Annotated in this window: 17 protein-coding genes; 4 read left to right on the top strand and 13 right to left on the bottom strand. The window is 61.8% G+C overall.

Annotated elements, in window-relative coordinates:
• Positions 1-32: 32 nt before the first annotated feature.
• A complete protein-coding gene (gene thrH / locus CCOS864_RS10240; RefSeq protein WP_038609216.1) occupies positions 33-650 on the bottom strand; it encodes a bifunctional phosphoserine phosphatase/homoserine phosphotransferase ThrH in 618 nt (205 codons plus the stop codon).
• A gap of 130 nt (positions 651-780) precedes the next feature.
• Here thrH and CCOS864_RS10235 point away from each other — a divergent pair, with 130 nt between their 5' ends.
• Positions 781-1515 (top strand): phosphoadenylyl-sulfate reductase, encoded by a 735-nt coding sequence (locus CCOS864_RS10235; RefSeq protein WP_115086352.1) that lies wholly within the window; start codon positions 781-783, stop codon positions 1513-1515.
• Here CCOS864_RS10235 and CCOS864_RS10230 read toward each other — a convergent pair.
• The 10 genes from CCOS864_RS10230 to CCOS864_RS10185 all read right to left on the bottom strand — a co-directional run bounded on the left by CCOS864_RS10230 (position 1502) and on the right by CCOS864_RS10185 (position 13113).
• Positions 1502-3388, bottom strand: a complete 1887-nt coding sequence (locus tag CCOS864_RS10230; protein WP_167458874.1) for an ATP-binding protein — start codon at positions 3386-3388, stop codon at positions 1502-1504. The genes CCOS864_RS10235 and CCOS864_RS10230 overlap by 14 nt on opposite strands.
• A 13-nt stretch (positions 3389-3401) precedes the next feature.
• Positions 3402-4028, bottom strand: coding sequence for a response regulator transcription factor (locus tag CCOS864_RS10225; protein ID WP_115086185.1), 627 nt, complete (start codon positions 4026-4028; stop codon positions 3402-3404).
• A 36-nt stretch (positions 4029-4064) separates the two neighbouring features.
• Positions 4065-4799 carry a fimbrial biogenesis chaperone gene (locus CCOS864_RS10220; protein WP_115086184.1) on the bottom strand — a complete coding sequence of 245 codons (735 nt, stop codon included), beginning with the start codon at positions 4797-4799 and terminating at the stop codon, positions 4065-4067.
• A 133-nt stretch (positions 4800-4932) separates the two neighbouring features.
• Positions 4933-6144, bottom strand: a complete 1212-nt coding sequence (locus CCOS864_RS28210; RefSeq protein WP_167458873.1) for a hypothetical protein — start codon at positions 6142-6144, stop codon at positions 4933-4935.
• Positions 6144-8675, bottom strand: a complete 2532-nt coding sequence (locus CCOS864_RS10210; RefSeq protein WP_115086351.1) for a TcfC E-set like domain-containing protein — start codon at positions 8673-8675, stop codon at positions 6144-6146. Before CCOS864_RS10210 ends, CCOS864_RS28210 begins: the two co-directional genes overlap by 1 nt.
• Positions 8676-8771: 96 nt before the next feature.
• Complete coding sequence (locus tag CCOS864_RS10205) at positions 8772-9251, bottom strand: CS1 type fimbrial major subunit (RefSeq protein ID WP_115086182.1); 480 nt, start codon at positions 9249-9251, stop codon at positions 8772-8774.
• A gap of 247 nt (positions 9252-9498) precedes the next feature.
• Positions 9499-10473, bottom strand: coding sequence for an HTH-type transcriptional regulator CysB (gene cysB / locus CCOS864_RS10200; protein ID WP_115086181.1), 975 nt, complete (start codon positions 10471-10473; stop codon positions 9499-9501).
• A 124-nt stretch (positions 10474-10597) separates the two neighbouring features.
• Complete coding sequence (locus CCOS864_RS10195) at positions 10598-11095, bottom strand: universal stress protein (protein WP_010222541.1); 498 nt, start codon at positions 11093-11095, stop codon at positions 10598-10600.
• Positions 11096-11187: 92 nt separating this feature from the next.
• Positions 11188-12096, bottom strand: a complete 909-nt coding sequence (locus CCOS864_RS10190; RefSeq protein WP_115086180.1) for a 5'-nucleotidase — start codon at positions 12094-12096, stop codon at positions 11188-11190.
• Between the two features lie 42 nt (positions 12097-12138).
• On the bottom strand, positions 12139-13113 hold the full coding sequence (locus tag CCOS864_RS10185; RefSeq protein ID WP_115086179.1) for a putative 2-dehydropantoate 2-reductase: 975 nt from the start codon (positions 13111-13113) through the stop codon (positions 12139-12141).
• 116 nt (positions 13114-13229) lie between these two features.
• On the opposite strand from CCOS864_RS10185, the gene CCOS864_RS10180 reads away from it, so the two are divergent.
• Together CCOS864_RS10180 and CCOS864_RS10175 are read left to right on the top strand one after the other, a co-directional pair.
• A complete protein-coding gene (locus tag CCOS864_RS10180; RefSeq protein WP_115086178.1) occupies positions 13230-13670 on the top strand; it encodes a PilZ domain-containing protein in 441 nt (146 codons plus the stop codon).
• A 164-nt stretch (positions 13671-13834) separates the two neighbouring features.
• On the top strand, positions 13835-14911 hold the full coding sequence (locus CCOS864_RS10175; protein ID WP_115086177.1) for a 3-deoxy-7-phosphoheptulonate synthase: 1077 nt from the start codon (positions 13835-13837) through the stop codon (positions 14909-14911).
• Between the two features lie 86 nt (positions 14912-14997).
• On the opposite strand, the gene CCOS864_RS10170 is transcribed toward CCOS864_RS10175, so the two are convergent.
• Positions 14998-15282, bottom strand: coding sequence for a GNAT family N-acetyltransferase (locus tag CCOS864_RS10170; RefSeq protein ID WP_010222546.1), 285 nt, complete (start codon positions 15280-15282; stop codon positions 14998-15000).
• 508 nt (positions 15283-15790) lie between these two features.
• On the opposite strand from CCOS864_RS10170, the gene oprI reads away from it, so the two are divergent.
• A complete protein-coding gene (oprI, locus tag CCOS864_RS10165) occupies positions 15791-16042 on the top strand; it encodes an outer membrane lipoprotei OprI (RefSeq protein WP_003259780.1) in 252 nt (83 codons plus the stop codon).
• 129 nt (positions 16043-16171) lie between these two features.
• Here the strand turns inward: oprI and CCOS864_RS10160 are convergent, their stop codons facing one another.
• Positions 16172-17149 carry a L,D-transpeptidase family protein gene (locus tag CCOS864_RS10160; protein WP_115086176.1) on the bottom strand — a complete coding sequence of 326 codons (978 nt, stop codon included), beginning with the start codon at positions 17147-17149 and terminating at the stop codon, positions 16172-16174.
• Between the last annotated feature and the right edge of the window lie 97 nt (positions 17150-17246).

Here is a 17246-nt window from a genome sequence, read left to right as displayed (position 1 = left end):
CTGTGGGAGCTGGCTTGCCAGCGATGAGGCCCCTACAGGCTCAACGACCGGTTCGAAGCCTTGATGAACTCTTTCTTCAGCGCCTCGAAATCATGCACCGCCGGGAACTGCGGAAACTCGCGGATCACGTTCTCCGGCGCATGGAACAGAATCCCTGCATCCGCCTCGCCGAGCATGGTGGTGTCATTGTACGAATCCCCCGCGGCAATCACCCGGTAGTACAGGCTCTTGAAGGCCAGCACCGACTGGCGCTTGGGATCTTTCTGGCGCAACTGGTAACCGGTAACCCGATCGGTTTCGTCTGTGATCAAGCGATGGCAAAGCAGCGTCGGGAAGCCCAGCTGGCGCATCAGCGGCTGGGAGAATTCGTAGAAGGTGTCGGAAAGGATCACCACCTGGAAGCGCTCACGCAGCCAGTCGACGAACTCGATGGCGCCGTCCAGCGGCTTGAGCGTGGCGATCACCGCCTGGATATCGGAAAGCTTCAGGCCATGCTCATCGAGAATGCGCAGGCGTTGCTTCATCAGCACGTCGTAATCGGGAATGTCGCGGGTGGTGGCCCGCAGCGATTCGATTCCGGTTTTTTCCGCGAAGGCGATCCAGATTTCCGGGACCAGCACACCTTCCAGGTCGAGACAGGCAATTTCCACAGCACACTCCTCGAACAACGCCAAAAATGGGAAGCCGCACTCTACATGCGCGGCGTCGACACCGGCAATTTTTGTTAAGATCGCAGGTATTACGAGCGCCAAGCGCCATTCAATGACCGGAAGCCGCCTGATGAGCCAACCCTTCGACGTCGCCGCCCTGGCCGCGACCTACGCCAACAAGTCGCCACAAGACATCCTCAAGCTGGCCTTCGAGCACTTCGGCGATGACCTGTGGATTTCCTTCAGCGGTGCCGAGGACGTGGTGCTGGTGGACATGGCCTGGAAGCTCAACAAGAACGTCAAGGTCTTCAGCCTCGACACCGGCCGCCTGCACCCGGAAACCTACCGCTTCATTGACCAGGTGCGCGAACAGTACAAGCTGCCGATCGAAATCCTCTCCCCCGACCACAGCAAGCTCGAGCCCTTGGTCAAAGAGAAAGGCCTGTTCAGCTTCTACAAGGACGGCCATGGCGAGTGCTGCGGCATCCGCAAGATCGAACCACTGCGGCGTAAGCTGAGCACCGTCAGCGCCTGGGCCACCGGCCAGCGCCGTGACCAGAGCCCGGGCACCCGCAGCCAGGTCGCCGCGCTGGAAATCGACAGCGCGTTCTCCACCCCCGAGCACACCCTGTACAAGTTCAACCCGCTGGCGCAGATGAGCAGCGAAGAAGTCTGGGGCTACATCCGCATGCTCGAGCTGCCGTACAACAGCCTGCACGAGCGCGGCTTCATCAGCATCGGCTGCGAACCCTGCACGCGCCCGGTGCTGCCGAACCAGCACGAGCGCGAAGGCCGCTGGTGGTGGGAAGAGTCAACCCAGAAGGAATGCGGGCTGCACGCCGGCAACCTGATCACCAAGGGCTGACCGCCTCGCCCTGACAATAGCGTTCCAGGTGCTGCTCGAGATCGACAATCGCCTGTCGCAACATCTGCACCAGCTGACTGATACGGTGGGCTGGAGCCCGCGAGGTGCAGGCCTGTTCCAGCTGGACACAGATTGCCAGCACCTCATGCGCCCGGATCATCCGGGCGCCGCCCTTGAGACGGTGCACCAGGTCGGCCAGCGCCACCAGGTCCTTGCCGTCATGCAGCCGGTCCAGCTGCCGCAGATCCTGGCGATTGCTGCTGACCAGATCGCCGAGCAGGGCCTGCACCTTGCCCTGATCACCTGCGGCCAGCACCAGCAGGCTGGAAATGTCCATGCCTGGCAGCACCGGTAATGCCTCAGCCGCCACCGGCACCACGGTGCGGCCCGCCACACCCCCCAACGCCTGCGCCAGGTCATCGATGCTCAAGGGCTTGAACAGGCAGGCATTCATCCCCGCCGCCAGGCAACGGGCGCGCTCCGACGCCTGCGCGTTGGCGGTCACCGCCAGCACCTGGCAGGCCCGCCTGCCTGTCCGTCGTTCATGCTCGCGGATCGCCCTGGCCAGCCGATAGCCATCGAAGATCGGCATGTTGCAGTCGGCGAGGACCACATCGAACGACTCTCGCAGCCAGCAACGCAACCCCTCGCCGCCGTGCTCGCAAACCCGCACGCGATGGCCCAGATAGCCCAGCTGATGCATGAGCAGAATGCGGTTGGCCGGATAGTCATCCACCACCAGCACCTTGAGCGACTTCACCCCGCCAGCGTTTTCCCGGCGCCCACCTGGCACGTCGCTGGAAGCCGAAGGTGGCAGGCAGGTCAGGCTCAACTGCAGCTCGACGCGCGTACCAACACCGATGCTGCTGTCGAGCTGCATGCGCCCGCCCATCAGCTCGCACAGCATCCGGCAGATGCTCAGCCCCAGCCCCGCACCATTGCGCCCCGCCTGCCGGTTGTTGCTGGCCTGGCAATAGGGTGTGCCCAGGCGTGCCAGGTCGGCCATGGGAATGCCGACGCCGGTATCTTCCACCACCAGGGTGACCGCGACCCGGTGGCGCTGCCGTTGAGTTTCCAGGCGAACCCGCACTGAGCCTTCACGGGTGAACTTGATGGCATTGCTGATCAGGTTGGACAGAATCTGCTTGAAACGCAGGGCGTCGAGCAACACATCGCTTTCCAGCGCACCGACAACCTCCAGATGCAGGCGCAGGCCCTTGCTCAAGGCCTGCTGTTCAAACATGCGCACCACCCCTTCGACCTGCTGACGCAGTGGGGTGCGGCGCGGCTCGAGCAGCAAATGGCCGGACTCGATGCGGGTGACATCCAGCACATCGCCCAACAACTCAAGCAGACCGCGCGCCGAGCTTGAGGCCACCTCGATGGCCAGCCGATCGAGCACGCCCTGATCGGCCTTTTCCTGGGCGAGCTCCAGCATGCCCAGCAGGGCATTCATCGGCGTGCGGATCTCGTGGCTCATGGTCGCCAGAAACGTCGTCTTGGCCTGATTGGCCGCCTCTGCCTGTTCCTTGGCCGCTTGCAGTTCGGCGTACATCGCGGTCAGCGCCCGTTCGGCCCGTTCACACTTGCGGATCGACTGGCGCAGGTAGTGAATCCAGATCAGCGCCAATGCCAGCAAGCTGCCGACCACCGCACAGGCCTGGGCGATCAAGCGCCCGTTCTCGTGCCAAAAGCTGTCGACTCTCGCCAGCGTGGGGTTTTGCACCACCGCCGCGTGAGCGTGAGCCTCTAAGGCGTGCAAGCCGCGGATTGCATCCGGCCATATGCTCTGCGGTACTTCCTGGGCGCCTGCCACCCCGGCCAGGCACAGCAGTGCCAGCAACACCAGCGCTTGCAGCAAGCGAGCATGCACAAAATTCGGCAACCTAAACGAGCAGGTTGCGCTTGGCGACATCCGCCAGGTCCACCAACGACTTGACCCTCAACTTTTCGATCAGACGGGTTTTGTAGGTACTGATGGTCTTGTTGCTCAACAGCATCGCATCGCCGATGGCCTTGTTGCTCAAGCCACGGGCCAGCTGTTGCAGCACCAGCAGTTCACGATTGGTCAGGCTGGCGATGCACTCGGCCTCCGAGGCCCGGACATCGACTCTTCTCACAGAGCTGAGGGCAACTTCAGGGAAGTAGGTGTAGCCAGACATGACCGCATGCACGGCCTTGCTCAGTTCGCACAGGTCATCGGTTTTCGACACATAGCCGACCGCGCCCGCCTTCATGCAGCGCAGGGAAAAATAATCGGCCTGTTGTGAGGTCAAGATCAGAACTTTCAGCGCCAGCTTCATCGCCTTGACCCGGGCAATGACCTCCAGGCCGTCGAGCCCCGGGATGCTGATATCCAGGATCATCAGGTCAGGGGTCAGCTCACGCGCCAGGCGTACGGCATCGATGCCGTTATCGGTCTGGCCGACCACCTTGAAGCGTTCGCTGACCAGCAGCAGGTTGACGCTGGAGCGAATAAACGGGTGATCATCCACGATCAGGACACTACTCATGCTTTCCCTCATACCACGATGGTGACTGGGTCCGATTCACCCCTTGAAGGCAATTTCGCGGCTCTGCTCGCCCTCGACCAGCTCGAAGCGGTAGTGGCGTCCGGCCTTTTTCTCGAATGCGCGGGTATTGCCCGGTAACACATGGTGCTTGGTCGCCGGGGCACAGTCCTTGTTGCCCGCAGCGCAGTCATTGAAATGATCAAGGACAATCGTGGTGTTGCCCCTGTTGGGGACCAGGAAGCGCCCTGCCTCATGCTCAATGGCGGTCTGGTAGCGACTTGCCTGTGGCCGTATAAAGAGTATCGAGCCGTAACCGGCAAGAATGTTGACGCCGACCTTCAGCGCGTCCTCATAACGCTCGGCCTCGTCCTCGGTAATCGCGAAGCCGTCGTTGACCTCCGGCAGCACCGGGATGAAACGCAACCTGAAGTAGCGCTCGTGGTCACGCTCCCCACGATAGAGCAAGCGCACCGCCTGCATGCCATTGGCGGGGATGATCAGCCGCGCGGGACTGACCACCAGGCCACGCTGCAACGCCTCGCGGCCATCCATCTCGACCTCGCGCGCCTGACCCTGGTTGTCGTAGACCATCTCGACGACACTGACCTTGACGAACGCAGTGGTGTCGCCGCCATTGCGCACGCGTTTGAGCAGCGTGCTCTTGCCGCCGTCCAGATAGTCGTAGAACGTACCGATATTGAGCTCGGGACCGGCAAGCGCGGTGGTGACCATCGACATCAACCGCAGCGGTACTGCCAGCGTTCCTTTCATCTATTTAGCTCCCAGCATAACTGGCTAATTAATATCATTCTCATGCACTAGACGAGACCGAGCAACCGGCAGGGCCCGTAGGAAACGTCCTGATCTAACAGAGAAATTTCCATTGCCGACGGTTAGCGGTCGTCTAAAGTGCGGCATCCAGAACCAGCGTCACGTCGCCCTGATAGGTTTCACCCGGGTACAAGAGCATCGAGGCGGTGTCGGCCTGTGACACTTCGAATAGCAGGCGCGCCTGGCGATCGAGCGTGGCCTCGACGGTTTCGATGGTCAGCGAGGACGGAGCGCCAACCGGCAACACCAGGTTGTCCACCGGCGCACCGAGGTGCCTCATGCTTGCCGGCAGCGTCAGGGCAACCTTCAGCGGAACCTGATGGCCGCCACGACCGCGAATGCCACAACGCCCACCCAGGTCGTATTCGCAGCGGGTATGCACGCTGATTGCACCGGTGGTCCAGATCCGGAACGGCAGGATCCGGTACAGGCGCTGGGGCGGCGCGCCGCGATTGATCCAGCCCATCCAGCCGCCTGGTGGTTCAAGCACCGCCCGCTCGGAACCGGCCGGAAACTCGACCTTCAAGGGGTGTTTGACAGTGAACTCGAAATTCAGCGTTAGCAGGTCGGTGCTGACGCTGGTGACTCGGTTGCCCAGGTCGAAGTCCGCCCCGCTACCCCCGACGCTCAACTGCAACTGAGCCCGGTAGATGCCACTTTTCAACGAAAGAGGCGACGGCAACACCAGCTCAAAGCCCAGGCCCGTGACGGTGCTGTCGACGTTCACAACAGACCCGGCACTGCCGCTTCGTGCGTCCATGTAGCAACCGCCGGGCACCAGCATATCGACCCGGCCCAGGTACTGGGTAACGGCTTGATGTTCAGTAAACGCCGCAGGTACGCAAACACCCTGACTTGGCCCGACCAGGACCATGAGGCCCGGCTGAATCCTCAAACCGAAATGCGTAGGCCTGAACCGGACAGAAAAAGACTCTCCTTGCTCATTGACCAGATTCAGGGTTCTGGTAGCTGGCAGCCGGAAGTAGTACTTGTCACGAGCTTGCAGTGCACGGTGGATGAACGCCGTAGAGAATCTCAGCGGCAAACTGACCGTGTATCGATACTCGCTGCCGGCGCAAGGCACAAACCCCGAGCAGAATTCTGCCCGCGGCGTGGTGTTGACGAAACCACTGGGCGGCCTGCCGCTATAGCCTGGCGCGTACTCGCCAGTAATGTCCACCACGCTGGCCTGGGCAACGCCTGCGAGCGGCCCCAGGCACAACGCTGCCAGCGTCGCGAGAAGTGCGGCAAAGGCTGCGCACCGAGGTTTTTCCAGCCATCGCATCAAGCATCCTCCTTTGTTTGTTTCAGCTCGGCCTGGGCCACATTGGCCCCGGCGCAGGTCAGGTCACCGACCAGCAGAACGTCGTTCTCCCGGGTGTACTTGCCTTGATCGAAACTGACCAGGCACAAGGCATCGGCGCCCCGGCGAATTTCCAGGGTCGGTGTCGACTCGCTCATCTCGATGGCGAAAAAGCCATCCGCTTCGCTGACACTGCGGCTGGCGTGATTGATTACCAGCGCGCCCCTGAGCGGCTGCCCCTTGGCGTCGACCAGGCGACCGATCACGGTGAGGGTCCGCATCACGCGGATGCGGTGATAGTCGACCCCGCCACGGTTGAGGTGATACTCGACCGTCGAAGGCTGGATGACCGCCGTATGGGCGTCGTTACCGTCGAAGTCGAAGTGCACCTGGCCGGCCTTGTAGGCGCTGACCGGAATGACGTTGCGCCCCGGGCGCAGCACGGCGCTGTGGCCGTGGTGGTCATCGGCACGCATGCGCACACCTTGCAGGTCCGAATCGACATCGACGATCAGGCCTGCCTCGTGGGGCAGGTACTGCCCGGACATCGCCACTTTGCCGGCGCCGACCGCCAGCACACTGTCGAGGTTCAAACCCGCGGTCAGCTCGCCGTTGTAGGAGGAGCGCTGGGCATAGGCATCGCCATGCAGCAGCGGGCTCTCGAACAAGGCGCTGCCGCCAAACCCGGTACCGTAGCGGTCCAGCGCAACCGTGCCGGCCAGGCTCTGCAGGGCGCCGTAGTCAACGTCCTGCTGATAGGTCAGCGAGGCGTTCTGGTCGCGCGCACCGTCGCGGGACGTGCGACTGCCCAGGGTTGCCGAAATCCTTCGCCCCGGCCCGCCAAGACTCATGCTCATGCTCAAGGTGACGCCACGGTTGCGCGCGTCGCCGGAGCTGCTGGTGCCCGGGCGATCGAACAGCGACAGGCGCCAGTTGGTGTCGGAGTTCAGCAACTTGCCGAAGTAGCCCCAGCCGACATCGAAACCCATGCCATCGGCCCCTGTGCCGCTGCTGTGCGACACCCGCAAGGTCGCGGTACTTTGCCGATCGACCCGGTGGTTGAGCGACAGCGCACTCTGGCGGACTTCGCGAACCCTGAAGTCCCCGTACGCACCAGGCTGGTCCTCCTCGAAGCGGCGGCTGTCCAGCCAGGAGCGGCTCTGGCTGAACACCAGCGAACCCGAGGCGTAGTTGTAGATGCCTTGCAGGTCATAGCCGTTGCCGTGGTCTTCGGTGTGAAAAACACTGCCATAGAGCTTGAGCGGATCGAGCACATCCCAGTCCAGCGAACCGCCATACTGCAGAAGCTCGTCGATTCGCTGGGCAGAGAGCCCGAGCACCGCCCGCGGATGCAACAGGTAGTTAGTGAAGACGCCGGCCGTCAGGCTGTTGTCATAGTCCTTGTCCCAATTGCTCCACAGGCTGCTTTGCTGCCCCATGTAAACGTTGTAGCGCCACGGCGACTCGGCGTTGCTCCAGTTGGAGGGCTTGTAGATGAAGGCTTCGCTGCGTGAGGTTTCCTGGTTGTCTTCAATCAGGCGGATCTCCACCTCATAGATCCCCCCGGGCAGCACCCGGGTATCCAGCGCCTGCAAGCCGGCCTGCACCGCCTGGCTGTTGATCAGCACACCATCACGGTAGATTTCGACGATCCCGGCGCGGTTCGGCGTGACATAGACCGGAGTGGCGCTGGCCTGGCCGTTGTTGACCGCCAGGCTGTCGCTGCTGCCGAGCATCAGGCCACGGGTGGTGTCGGGCAGGTTGCCGAGCAAGCGCGGCTGGCGGGTCAGGCCCTGGGCGCCCGGGGTGAAGTAACCCAGGCGAAAGAAGTGCTTGTCGTGCAAACGCTCGGCATAGAGCTGGTCCACGCGGTGCCGGGTTTGCTCGACGTAATCGCTGTTGCGGTCGAACCGCGCCTCGCCCACGGTGGTCCAGTTGCCGAAACTGCCCTGCCCTTGCACAGCATAACGACCGGTGGTTTCCAGGTCGCCACCGACCAGGTTCAACTGGTTGCGCAGCAGCAAGCCGTGGCTGCCACGTTCGGGCAACTGATGATAAAGCGCCGGCTGATCGCTGCGTTCCGCCGCCGTGGTAAGAATCGACAGCTGCGAATTCACCAGGCTGTAGTGCAACGCCACCAGCCCTCGCGGGCAACTGGACAGGCAGTTGCCCAGCGCCCTTGGCTCCTGGAGCTGTTCGCGCCAGCGCGAACGCTCGGTGTCGGAGGCGTGGCTCTCGAAGGTGTCGGTGAAGTCGAGCAGTTGCACCTGTTCATCGCGCGACAGCACCACCAGGGCATCGCCCAGGTAGCGCCCATCGAGGTCGACGCGAACGGCCAGGGGCACATCGAAAAAGTGCTCGCCAAATTCCTGCGGCAAGCCTTGCGCCTGGCTCAGCACCCCCAAGGGCCCGGCCTGCCCTCGGGCTTCGGCCCAGGCACAGGCTGTACCTGAGAGCACAAGGCACCCCAGGGCCAGTCGAATGGATGCAGCGAGAGACAAGTAATTAGCCATGTCCATTTTTTCACAGGCAATACTCACCCCGCACTCGTTCGAACGAATGAGCAGCGGGGTGAATAGAAGGGGATGGAACAGCGCTTGGCTGGCGACTTACGGCGAGACGGTCTCGAACAACATGTTGACGATGCCCTGGTAGTTGCCCGGCACGTAGCCACTCGGGCCGGCCGACTGGGCGGCTACGTCAAAGGCGACCAGGGTGCCTGCCGCTGCCGCGGCTGCCGGCACCACCGGAACCGAAGTGGTGGTCAAACCGGTGCCGTTGACCGCAACGTCCAGGCCGATGCTGTTGGCGCCGCTGTTAATCACCGCCGGGCTGAGCAGGCGCGCAGAAATCGCCCCGGTGGTGCTCTTGACCTGCAGCTGCTTGCGGATCGGCTCAAGCGATTCGCGCAGGGCATTCCAGGCCATGTTTTGCGGTTCGTTCATCCAGTTGCCGCCCACCGGCTCGACATAGAAGTTCTCGGTCGGGATGGTGGCCGTTACGGTAACTTGTTTCTCCAGCGGGTCGGCGGCGAATACATTACCAACGGCCAGCAGGGCGAGAGGTAGGGCCAGAAAAGTGCGCTTCATGAATAATTCTCCTCGAATAGACCTGTGAAAACGTCACAGACGACGTGCCGACGGCGAGTGTGTCCGCCGGCTTGTGCCGCACCGCGCAGGGCGGTTGACGAGGAGGATTATTCGGCAGATGTCCGACGCAAAAAGTCGGACCACTCCCAGCAAGATTGGGAAATTTCCCAAAGAAAAACAGGGTTCAATCGCACAAAAAAACGCCCCAAAAGGGGCGTTTTCTGAACATCGGACAACCACGCGCAGATCAGTGCACCGGCAACTCGACACCGTCGAACAGCTCTTCAAGCTCTTGCTTGTTGTGACATGCGATAGCCTTGGCCATCACTTCACGGGTCAGGTGCGGGGCGAACTTCTCGATGAAGTCGCACATGAAGCCGCGCAGGAAAGTGCCACGGCGGAAACCGATCTTGGTCACGCTGGACTCGAACAGTTCGCTGGCATCGAGCACTACCAGGTCATTGTCGAGCTTGGTGTCGACGGCCATCTTGGCGACGATGCCGACACCCAGGCCCAGGCGCACGTAAGTCTTGATCACGTCGGCGTCGGCGGCGGTGAATACCACTTTCGGGGTCAGGCCGCGGTGGCTGAAGGCTTCGTCGAGCTTGGAACGGCCGGTGAAACCGAACACGTAGGTGACGATCGGGTATTCGGCCAGGGCTTCAAGGGTGAGCTTCGGCAGTTTGGTCAGCGGGTGGCCTTGCGGCACCACCACGCAGCGGTTCCAGCGGTAGCACGGCATCATCACCAGGTCGCCGAACAGCTCCAGGGCTTCGGTGGCGATGGCGAAATCGACGGTGCCGTCAGCGGCCATCTCGGCAATCTGCATGGGCGAACCCTGATGCATGTGCAGGGCCACTTCCGGGTACTGCTTGATGAAGCTGCTGATCACCGGCGGCAGGGCATAACGCGCCTGGGTGTGGGTCGTGGCGATCGACAGGGTGCCCTTTTTCTCGTTGGAGAATTCCTGGGCGATCTGCTTGATGCTTTCGACCTTGCGCAGGATCTCACCGGCGGTGGTGATGATGCGCTCACCGGCCGGAGTCACGCGGGTCAGGTGCTTGCCGCTGCGGGCGAACACTTCGACGCCCAGCTCGTCTTCGAGCAGGCGGATCTGCTTACTGATGCCCGGCTGGGACGTATACAGGCTCTGCGCTGTCGCGGAGACGTTGAGGTCGTGGTGCGCCACTTCCCAGATGTAGCGCAATTGTTGAAGCTTCATAGGTATCCCTCAAATCAGCTGGGCGTCACCGGCAGCAGCGACGATTTATAACTATATTAGTGGTTTGAAGAATAAATCTAGAACTATTTTAGCAGTCTTCCAGGAACCCACCTACCCCACGCAGTTAAGACTTCCTACGCCCCAAGTGTTGCGCGAGCGGCACCATATACACCGGCACCGGCGACAGTTGCAGCAAGCGCACCGCGGTGCGTCCGATCGGGATATCGACGCCAGCGCCCTGGCTATGGCTGCCGAAGATCAGCAGGTCGACACTCAGGCGCTGGGCCTGCTCGAGAATCACCTGCGCCGGATCGCCCTGACGCACGCGTACGGCCTTGATCAGGGCCAGGTCAGCCTCCTCGCCCAATTCGTCACGAAAGTTTTCCAGAACCCGTTGTTCGATGTTGGCCATCACCGTGGTGACGCCTTCGCTGTGCAGTTCATCGAGGGTCTGTTCGTCCAGATAGCTCTGCAGCAGCGATTCGGCGAACTGGCCCATGGGCTCGACCGCATGGATGACGTAGAGCTCTGCGTTGAAGGTCCGCGCCAGTGCCAGCGCGTGTTGCATGACAAAAGGCGCGTACACACCGAGGTCAGTGGCATACAGCATGGAATGGATCATTCGACCTCCTCGACTGCCATGACGGCAGAGCAAGCTTCAGCTTAGCAGCGCCAAGAACCGTCGCAGGGCCGTCCGGCGCCGAGGTTTGCCCGTTAGCCCAGGGTCGGTTCGTTGCTGATGCCATGGGGCACATGGCCAGTGGCGACGACGCTGCGGGCCCGTTCGCAGTGGCCGGCCTGGTCGTCGAAAAACACATCGGCGGCGAAGGCTTCGAGGAACGCCGATTTGTCCAGACCGCCGAGGAACAGCGACTCGTCCAGGCGGATATCCCACTCGCGCAAGGTACGGATCACTCGCTCGTGGGCCGGTGCCGAGCGGGCTGTTACCAGCGCCGTGCGGATCGGACAGGCGCCTTCGGGGAACTCCTTCTGCAACAGGTTCAGTGCCGCCAGAAATGGTTTGAACGGCCCGCCGCGCAACGGCTCGCGGGCTGACTGGCGCTCGCTGGCCTGGAAGGCTTCGAGACCGCCAAGCTGGTAGACCCGTTCGGACTCATCGGAAAACAGCACCGCGTCACCGTCGAAAGCGATGCGCAGTTCGTCACTGGCAGCGCGCCGGGCACCACCGGAGAGAATGGTGGCAGCGGCAAAGCCGGCTTCCAGGGCACTGCGCACATCATCGGCATCGGTGGACAGGAACAGGTGACAGCCAAACGCCGCCAGATAAGGATAAGGACTACGGCCGCCAACGAAGGCAGCGCGGTAGATACCCAGGCCATGATGCTCGATCGAGTTGAATACCCGCAGACCGGTGTCGGCGCTGTTGCGCGACACCAGCACCACCTCGACCCGGGGCTGGCCAAGACTGGCGTTCAGGCCCAGGAGCTTTTGCACCAGGGGGAAGGCGTCACCGGGTTCGAGCACTTCGTCTTCGTGTTCGATCTGGTACTGGCGATAGGCTTCAACGCCCTCGGCCAGGTACAGGCGGTGACTCTCGCTGAGGTCGAACAGCGCTCGGGAGGAGATGGCGACGACCAGTTTGTCGCCTAGATTCTTGCTCATGTACTGTTCCCCTTGGGGCCTTATCGCGGGGCAAGCCCGCTCCTACATTGTGGGAGCGGGCTTGCCCCGCGATGCTGTTTGCCGATCAATAAAGGCCAAAGCCTGATATAGCGCCTGCATCTTCGGCAATTCACAGCCCGCCGCCCTGGCCTGGGCCAACGGCTCGGCATAAATCGCCGCCAGCTCCAATGGCCGCTGCTGGATAAAATCGTGGTACATGCTCGGCCAGTAGTCGGGCATCTTCTCGGTCACCGCAAACAGGTGTTCGGCATAGCCTGGCGGCAACGCGTAACCGCAGGCGCGCGCGCCCTGCACCACCTCGGCCATCAGCGCCTGGATCAAGGCGCGGCTGTCGGCATCGGTCATCAGCGGTGTGGTGCTGGCCTTGAGCAGCACTGACAAACCATTGTAGGGCACATTCCACACCAGCTTTTGCCAACGCGCCTGGGCCAGGTTGGTCATGGCCTGGGAGTCGATGCCAGCGGCATGGAACAACGCAGCCCCGGCCTCGACAATTTGCTGACGGCTGTCTTCATCCGCCGCCGGACCACTGTGATACCCCAGGTTCACCGCCCCCAGCGACTGGTGGCGGATCACCCCCGGCGCTTCGCGGTTGACGCAGATAAAACACAAGCCGCCGAGCAGGTGCAGATTGGCGGGTAACAGCGGCCGCAGTTGGTCCTCGACGCCCAGGCCGTTCTGCAGCAGCAGCACCTTGGCATCAGGCGCCGCTACCTTGGCGATCAAGGGTGCAAGCTCGGCGTTGCTGGTGGTCTTGGCGCCGACCAACAGCCAGTCGCAGGGCGGCATGTCGGTGGCATCGGCATAGGCCCGGACCTGCATCTGCACGGTGCCATGCACGGCGCTGTCGACCCGCAATCCGTTGAGCTGAACGGCGTCGAATTCACTGCGCAAGAGGAAATGCACCTCGAACCCGGCACGCGCCAGCATCAGGCCATAGAAGCCACCAATGGCGCCGGTTCCGATCACGCCGATACGCGGGCTGCTCGTGTTCATCCTGCTCTCCTCAACCGTTCATTTTTTGTTCAATTTTTTTACACGTAAATCAACCGCTTTACGATCCTTAACTATACTCAGGCGAACAAGGTCAAAAAATCGACACGGAGTCGAGCATGCGTGGCTTCCTGCTGCACCCGGACGATGTTCCGGTGGAGCTGACCCTGCGTCAGTCGCCCAAACTGTTCCGCCAACGGCTGCACACTATCAGCCTGGGCGGAATCGCCTGCAACCACCCACGGGCCTACCGACGGGGCATGGCGGTGGAAATGCTCATCCCCTCCCTCGGCGCCGAGGCACGCTATCCCGGTTATGTGGCCTGGTGCCAGAAGCAACAGGACGGCTATCGGGTGGGCATTGCCTTCATCGACGAGCAAGCGCTGTTTGGCGCACGCATGGGCGAACAGGTGTGTCAGATCCAGCACTTCTGCCAGGCCGAAAGCCCCGATGCGGACGTAGAAGCCCTCGCCCAGCAGTGGGTCAGCCTGCACGCCGGCGAGTTCTCCGATGCCAGCCTTGAGGCAAGTCATACCCGGGAAATCCTCGTTCCTGGGTAAAAACCCCGTGCCTATGGGCCTTTCCTTGCAGGAAAGCGGCCCGTGCCCATTGTCGAGCCACAGTGTAACGCGCTAAGGTTCGGCTCCCCGCTGCGTACAATTTTCGCTGCTCCGCCGCACGGGGATCGCTGGCGGCCGGCACCCGTGACCTGACGAGTAACACGATGGCTGATTTACCGATCGATGACCTAAACGTTGCCTCCAACGAGACCTTGATCACCCCCGATCAGCTCAAGAAGGAAATCCCCCTCAGCGCTACCGCCCTGCAGACCGTGACTGCCGGTCGCGAAGTGGTGCGCAATATCCTCGACGGCAAGGACCACCGCCTGTTCGTGGTGATCGGCCCCTGCTCGATCCACGACATCAAGGCTGCCCACGAGTACGCCGAGCGCCTCAAGGTGCTGGCGGCAGAGGTGTCCGACACCCTGTACCTGGTCATGCGCGTGTATTTCGAAAAGCCGCGGACCACGGTCGGCTGGAAAGGCCTTATCAACGACCCGTACCTGGACGACTCGTTCAAGATCCAGGACGGCCTGCACATCGGTCGCCAGCTGCTGCTGGACCTGGCGGAAATGGGCCTGCCTACCGCCACCGAAGCACTCGACCCGATCTCTCCGCAGTACCTGCAGGACCTGATCAGTTGGTCGGCCATCGGCGCCCGTACCACCGAATCCCAGACCCACCGCGAAATGGCCTCGGGCCTGTCCTCGGCGGTCGGCTTCAAGAATGGCACCGACGGCGGCCTGACCGTTGCCATCAACGCCCTGCAGTCGGTTTCCAGCCCGCACCGTTTCCTCGGCATCAACCAGGAAGGCGGCGTGTCCATCGTCACCACCAAGGGCAACGCCTACGGCCACGTGGTGCTGCGTGGCGGTAACGGCAAGCCCAACTATGACTCGGTCAGCGTCGCCCTGTGCGAACAGGCCCTGGCCAAGGCCAGGATCAAGCCGAACATCATGGTCGACTGCAGCCACGCCAACTCCAACAAAGACCCGGCCCTGCAGCCGCTGGTGATGGAGAACGTCGCCAACCAGATCCTCGAAGGCAACCAGTCGATCATCGGCCTGATGGTCGAAAGCCACCTGAACTGGGGCTGCCAGGCGATCCCGAAAGACCTCAACGACCTGCAGTACGGTGTGTCCATCACCGACGCCTGCATCGACTGGGAGTCCACCGAGAAGACCCTGCGCAGCATGCACGCCAAGCTCAAGGACGTGTTGCCCAAACGCCAGCGCGACTGACAGGCAGATACAACAACGCCGGGCAATTGCCCGGCGTTTTTGTTGGTGCGTTGAAGAGCAGCACTAATGGCTGCCCTTCGCGATCCTCAGGCCTTGTTGGTGGCGTGCTTTTGCTGACGTTCCATGTAACGTTCGACGTAGGAGCACGACGGGATCACGGTATAGCCCATGTCTTCGGCGTACTTGAGCGCCTGTTCGGTGAGTGCCGCAGCGATACCCCGGCCACGCAATGCGTTCGGTACGAACGTGCGGTAGATATCCAGGGTCTGCTTACCCAGGTCCATGTAGGTCAGGTAAGCACGATGACCGTCCACATTGGTCTCGAACTGATGACCAGCCTGGTCATGGTGGATGGACAACGCCTCGCTCATCACTACTCCTCGCGGGTCTTGTGCTATGACCCCTACCTTACCGATGTTTGTCCGGCGAAGGAACCTCTACGCCACCCCGTGCCCCTTTGGACAGCGAGAAGAGCATGGCTGTTCTCTGGCAAGTGAGCACGTACAAATAGTAGGCGCCCCATGCCCAGATGCTCAAGGTGGCTGGTCGCAAATTTCATCCACTTGGGGCACGCGGACAGGGCGACGAGCATCGGCCTGAACAGTTGCCGGATGTTGTAGTGCTATGACGAAGGATGACACTTTAAGTCACTTTTAGTTCAACAAAATACACACTTGCTACACTTGTTAGCACCCGCGCATGCGGCGCCTTCACAGTTTTTCTACATAAGGCTGTGGCGGACCCGGGACAGGCGCATTTTTTTGCAGTTCTTGCGCTCTGTCAGTTTACTTACTACAAGTAATGGGTACTATGTACGCCGGCCAGTTTCTCTTTCTTGAGAGATGGCTATTTAATAGAAAGTCCTTGAAGGGGAACACGATGAACAACGTTCTGAAATTTTCTGCTCTGGCTCTGGCCGCAGTTCTGGCAACCGGTTGCAGCAGCGTATCCAAAGAAACCGAAGCTCGTCTGACCGCTACCGAAGACGCAGCTGCTCGTGCACAAGCTCGTGCCGATGAAGCCTATCGCAAAGCTGACGACGCTCTGGCTGCTGCTCAAAAAGCACAACAGACCGCTGACGAAGCTAACGAGCGCGCTCTGCGTATGCTGGACAAAGCCAGCCGCAAGTAATAGTCCTTCGGGATTGTTATTGGAAGCCGACCCACTTGTGGGTCGGCTTTTTTATTGCCGCCAGCAAAGTGCAACGCCAGAAACGACGAGGCCTGCACGATGGCAGGCCTCGGGTATAGCAGGAATGGCTTACTGCATGTCGTAAGGCACGCTGGAAACCATCGGTGCCGGGCCGCCAGCGCCATTGGGCACGGCGATCTCCACCGGCATGCCGTCTTCGGCGGCGACCACGTCACGGACCATGTCCCAGTTCATGCGCAGGTTGTTGGCCAGGTCTTCACGCTTGAGCAGCGCGTTGATGACCGCGGTGTGCTTGTCGACCACCGACGGGTCGCCTTTGTCGTCAAGCGGCGTGTGCGCCTCGAGGTAGACCTTGCCGGCACTGAGGCCGAACTTGTACGGCTCGTTGATGATGCGTACCGGCACGCCGACCGGGGCCATCTTGGCCAGCTCCAGCACGTTGTTGTTGAACATGCGGAAGCAGCCGTGGCTGGTGCGCATGCCGATGCCGAACTTCTTGTTCGAACCGTGGATCAGGTAACCCGGCACGCCAAGGGTGAACTTGAACGGCCCCAGCGGGTTGTCCGGGCCAGCCGGTACCACGGTCGGGAGGATATCGCCGTCTTCGGCGTGTTCCTTGCGGATCGAGGCCGGTGGCGTCCAGGTGGGGTTCGGGGTCTTGGCGGTAACCTTGGTATTGGCGATCGGCGAGCCCCAGCCTTCACGACCGATACCCAGCGGGTAGGTGTGCACCACGTTCTGCCCTTTCGGGTAGTAGTACATGCGGTACTCGGCCAGGTTGATGACGATGCCTTCGCGCGGCCCCGGCGGCAGGATAAAGCGGGTCGGCAGGATGATTTCGGTGCCGGCGCCCGGCAGCCACGGGTCGACGCCGGGGTTGGCGGCGATCATTTCCAGGTAGCCCAGGTCGTTGGCGGTGCCGATGTCGGCAAAGGTGTCTTCGTACTTGGCCTTGATCACCTGGACCTGGCCGATGACGTCTTCACCGGGAGGCGGCAGGGGGAACTCCAGCGCAGCGGCGGGACCTGCCGCCAACAGGGCGGCCAGGGACAGGCAACGGGTGACGGCGGGAAAGCGCGGCAACATCCGGGAAATCCTTCGCTAATTCAATTGAGTCAAGCAATCGATTGTACACCGGCACCCGCGTAATCGGGAGATGTCCCGGGCGCAGTTGGCCGTACAG

It is taken from the genome of Pseudomonas wadenswilerensis, assembly GCF_900497695.1.
GTDB classification, from domain to species: domain Bacteria; phylum Pseudomonadota; class Gammaproteobacteria; order Pseudomonadales; family Pseudomonadaceae; genus Aquipseudomonas; species Aquipseudomonas wadenswilerensis.
This window is presented reverse-complemented; position numbering and strand designations above follow the sequence as displayed.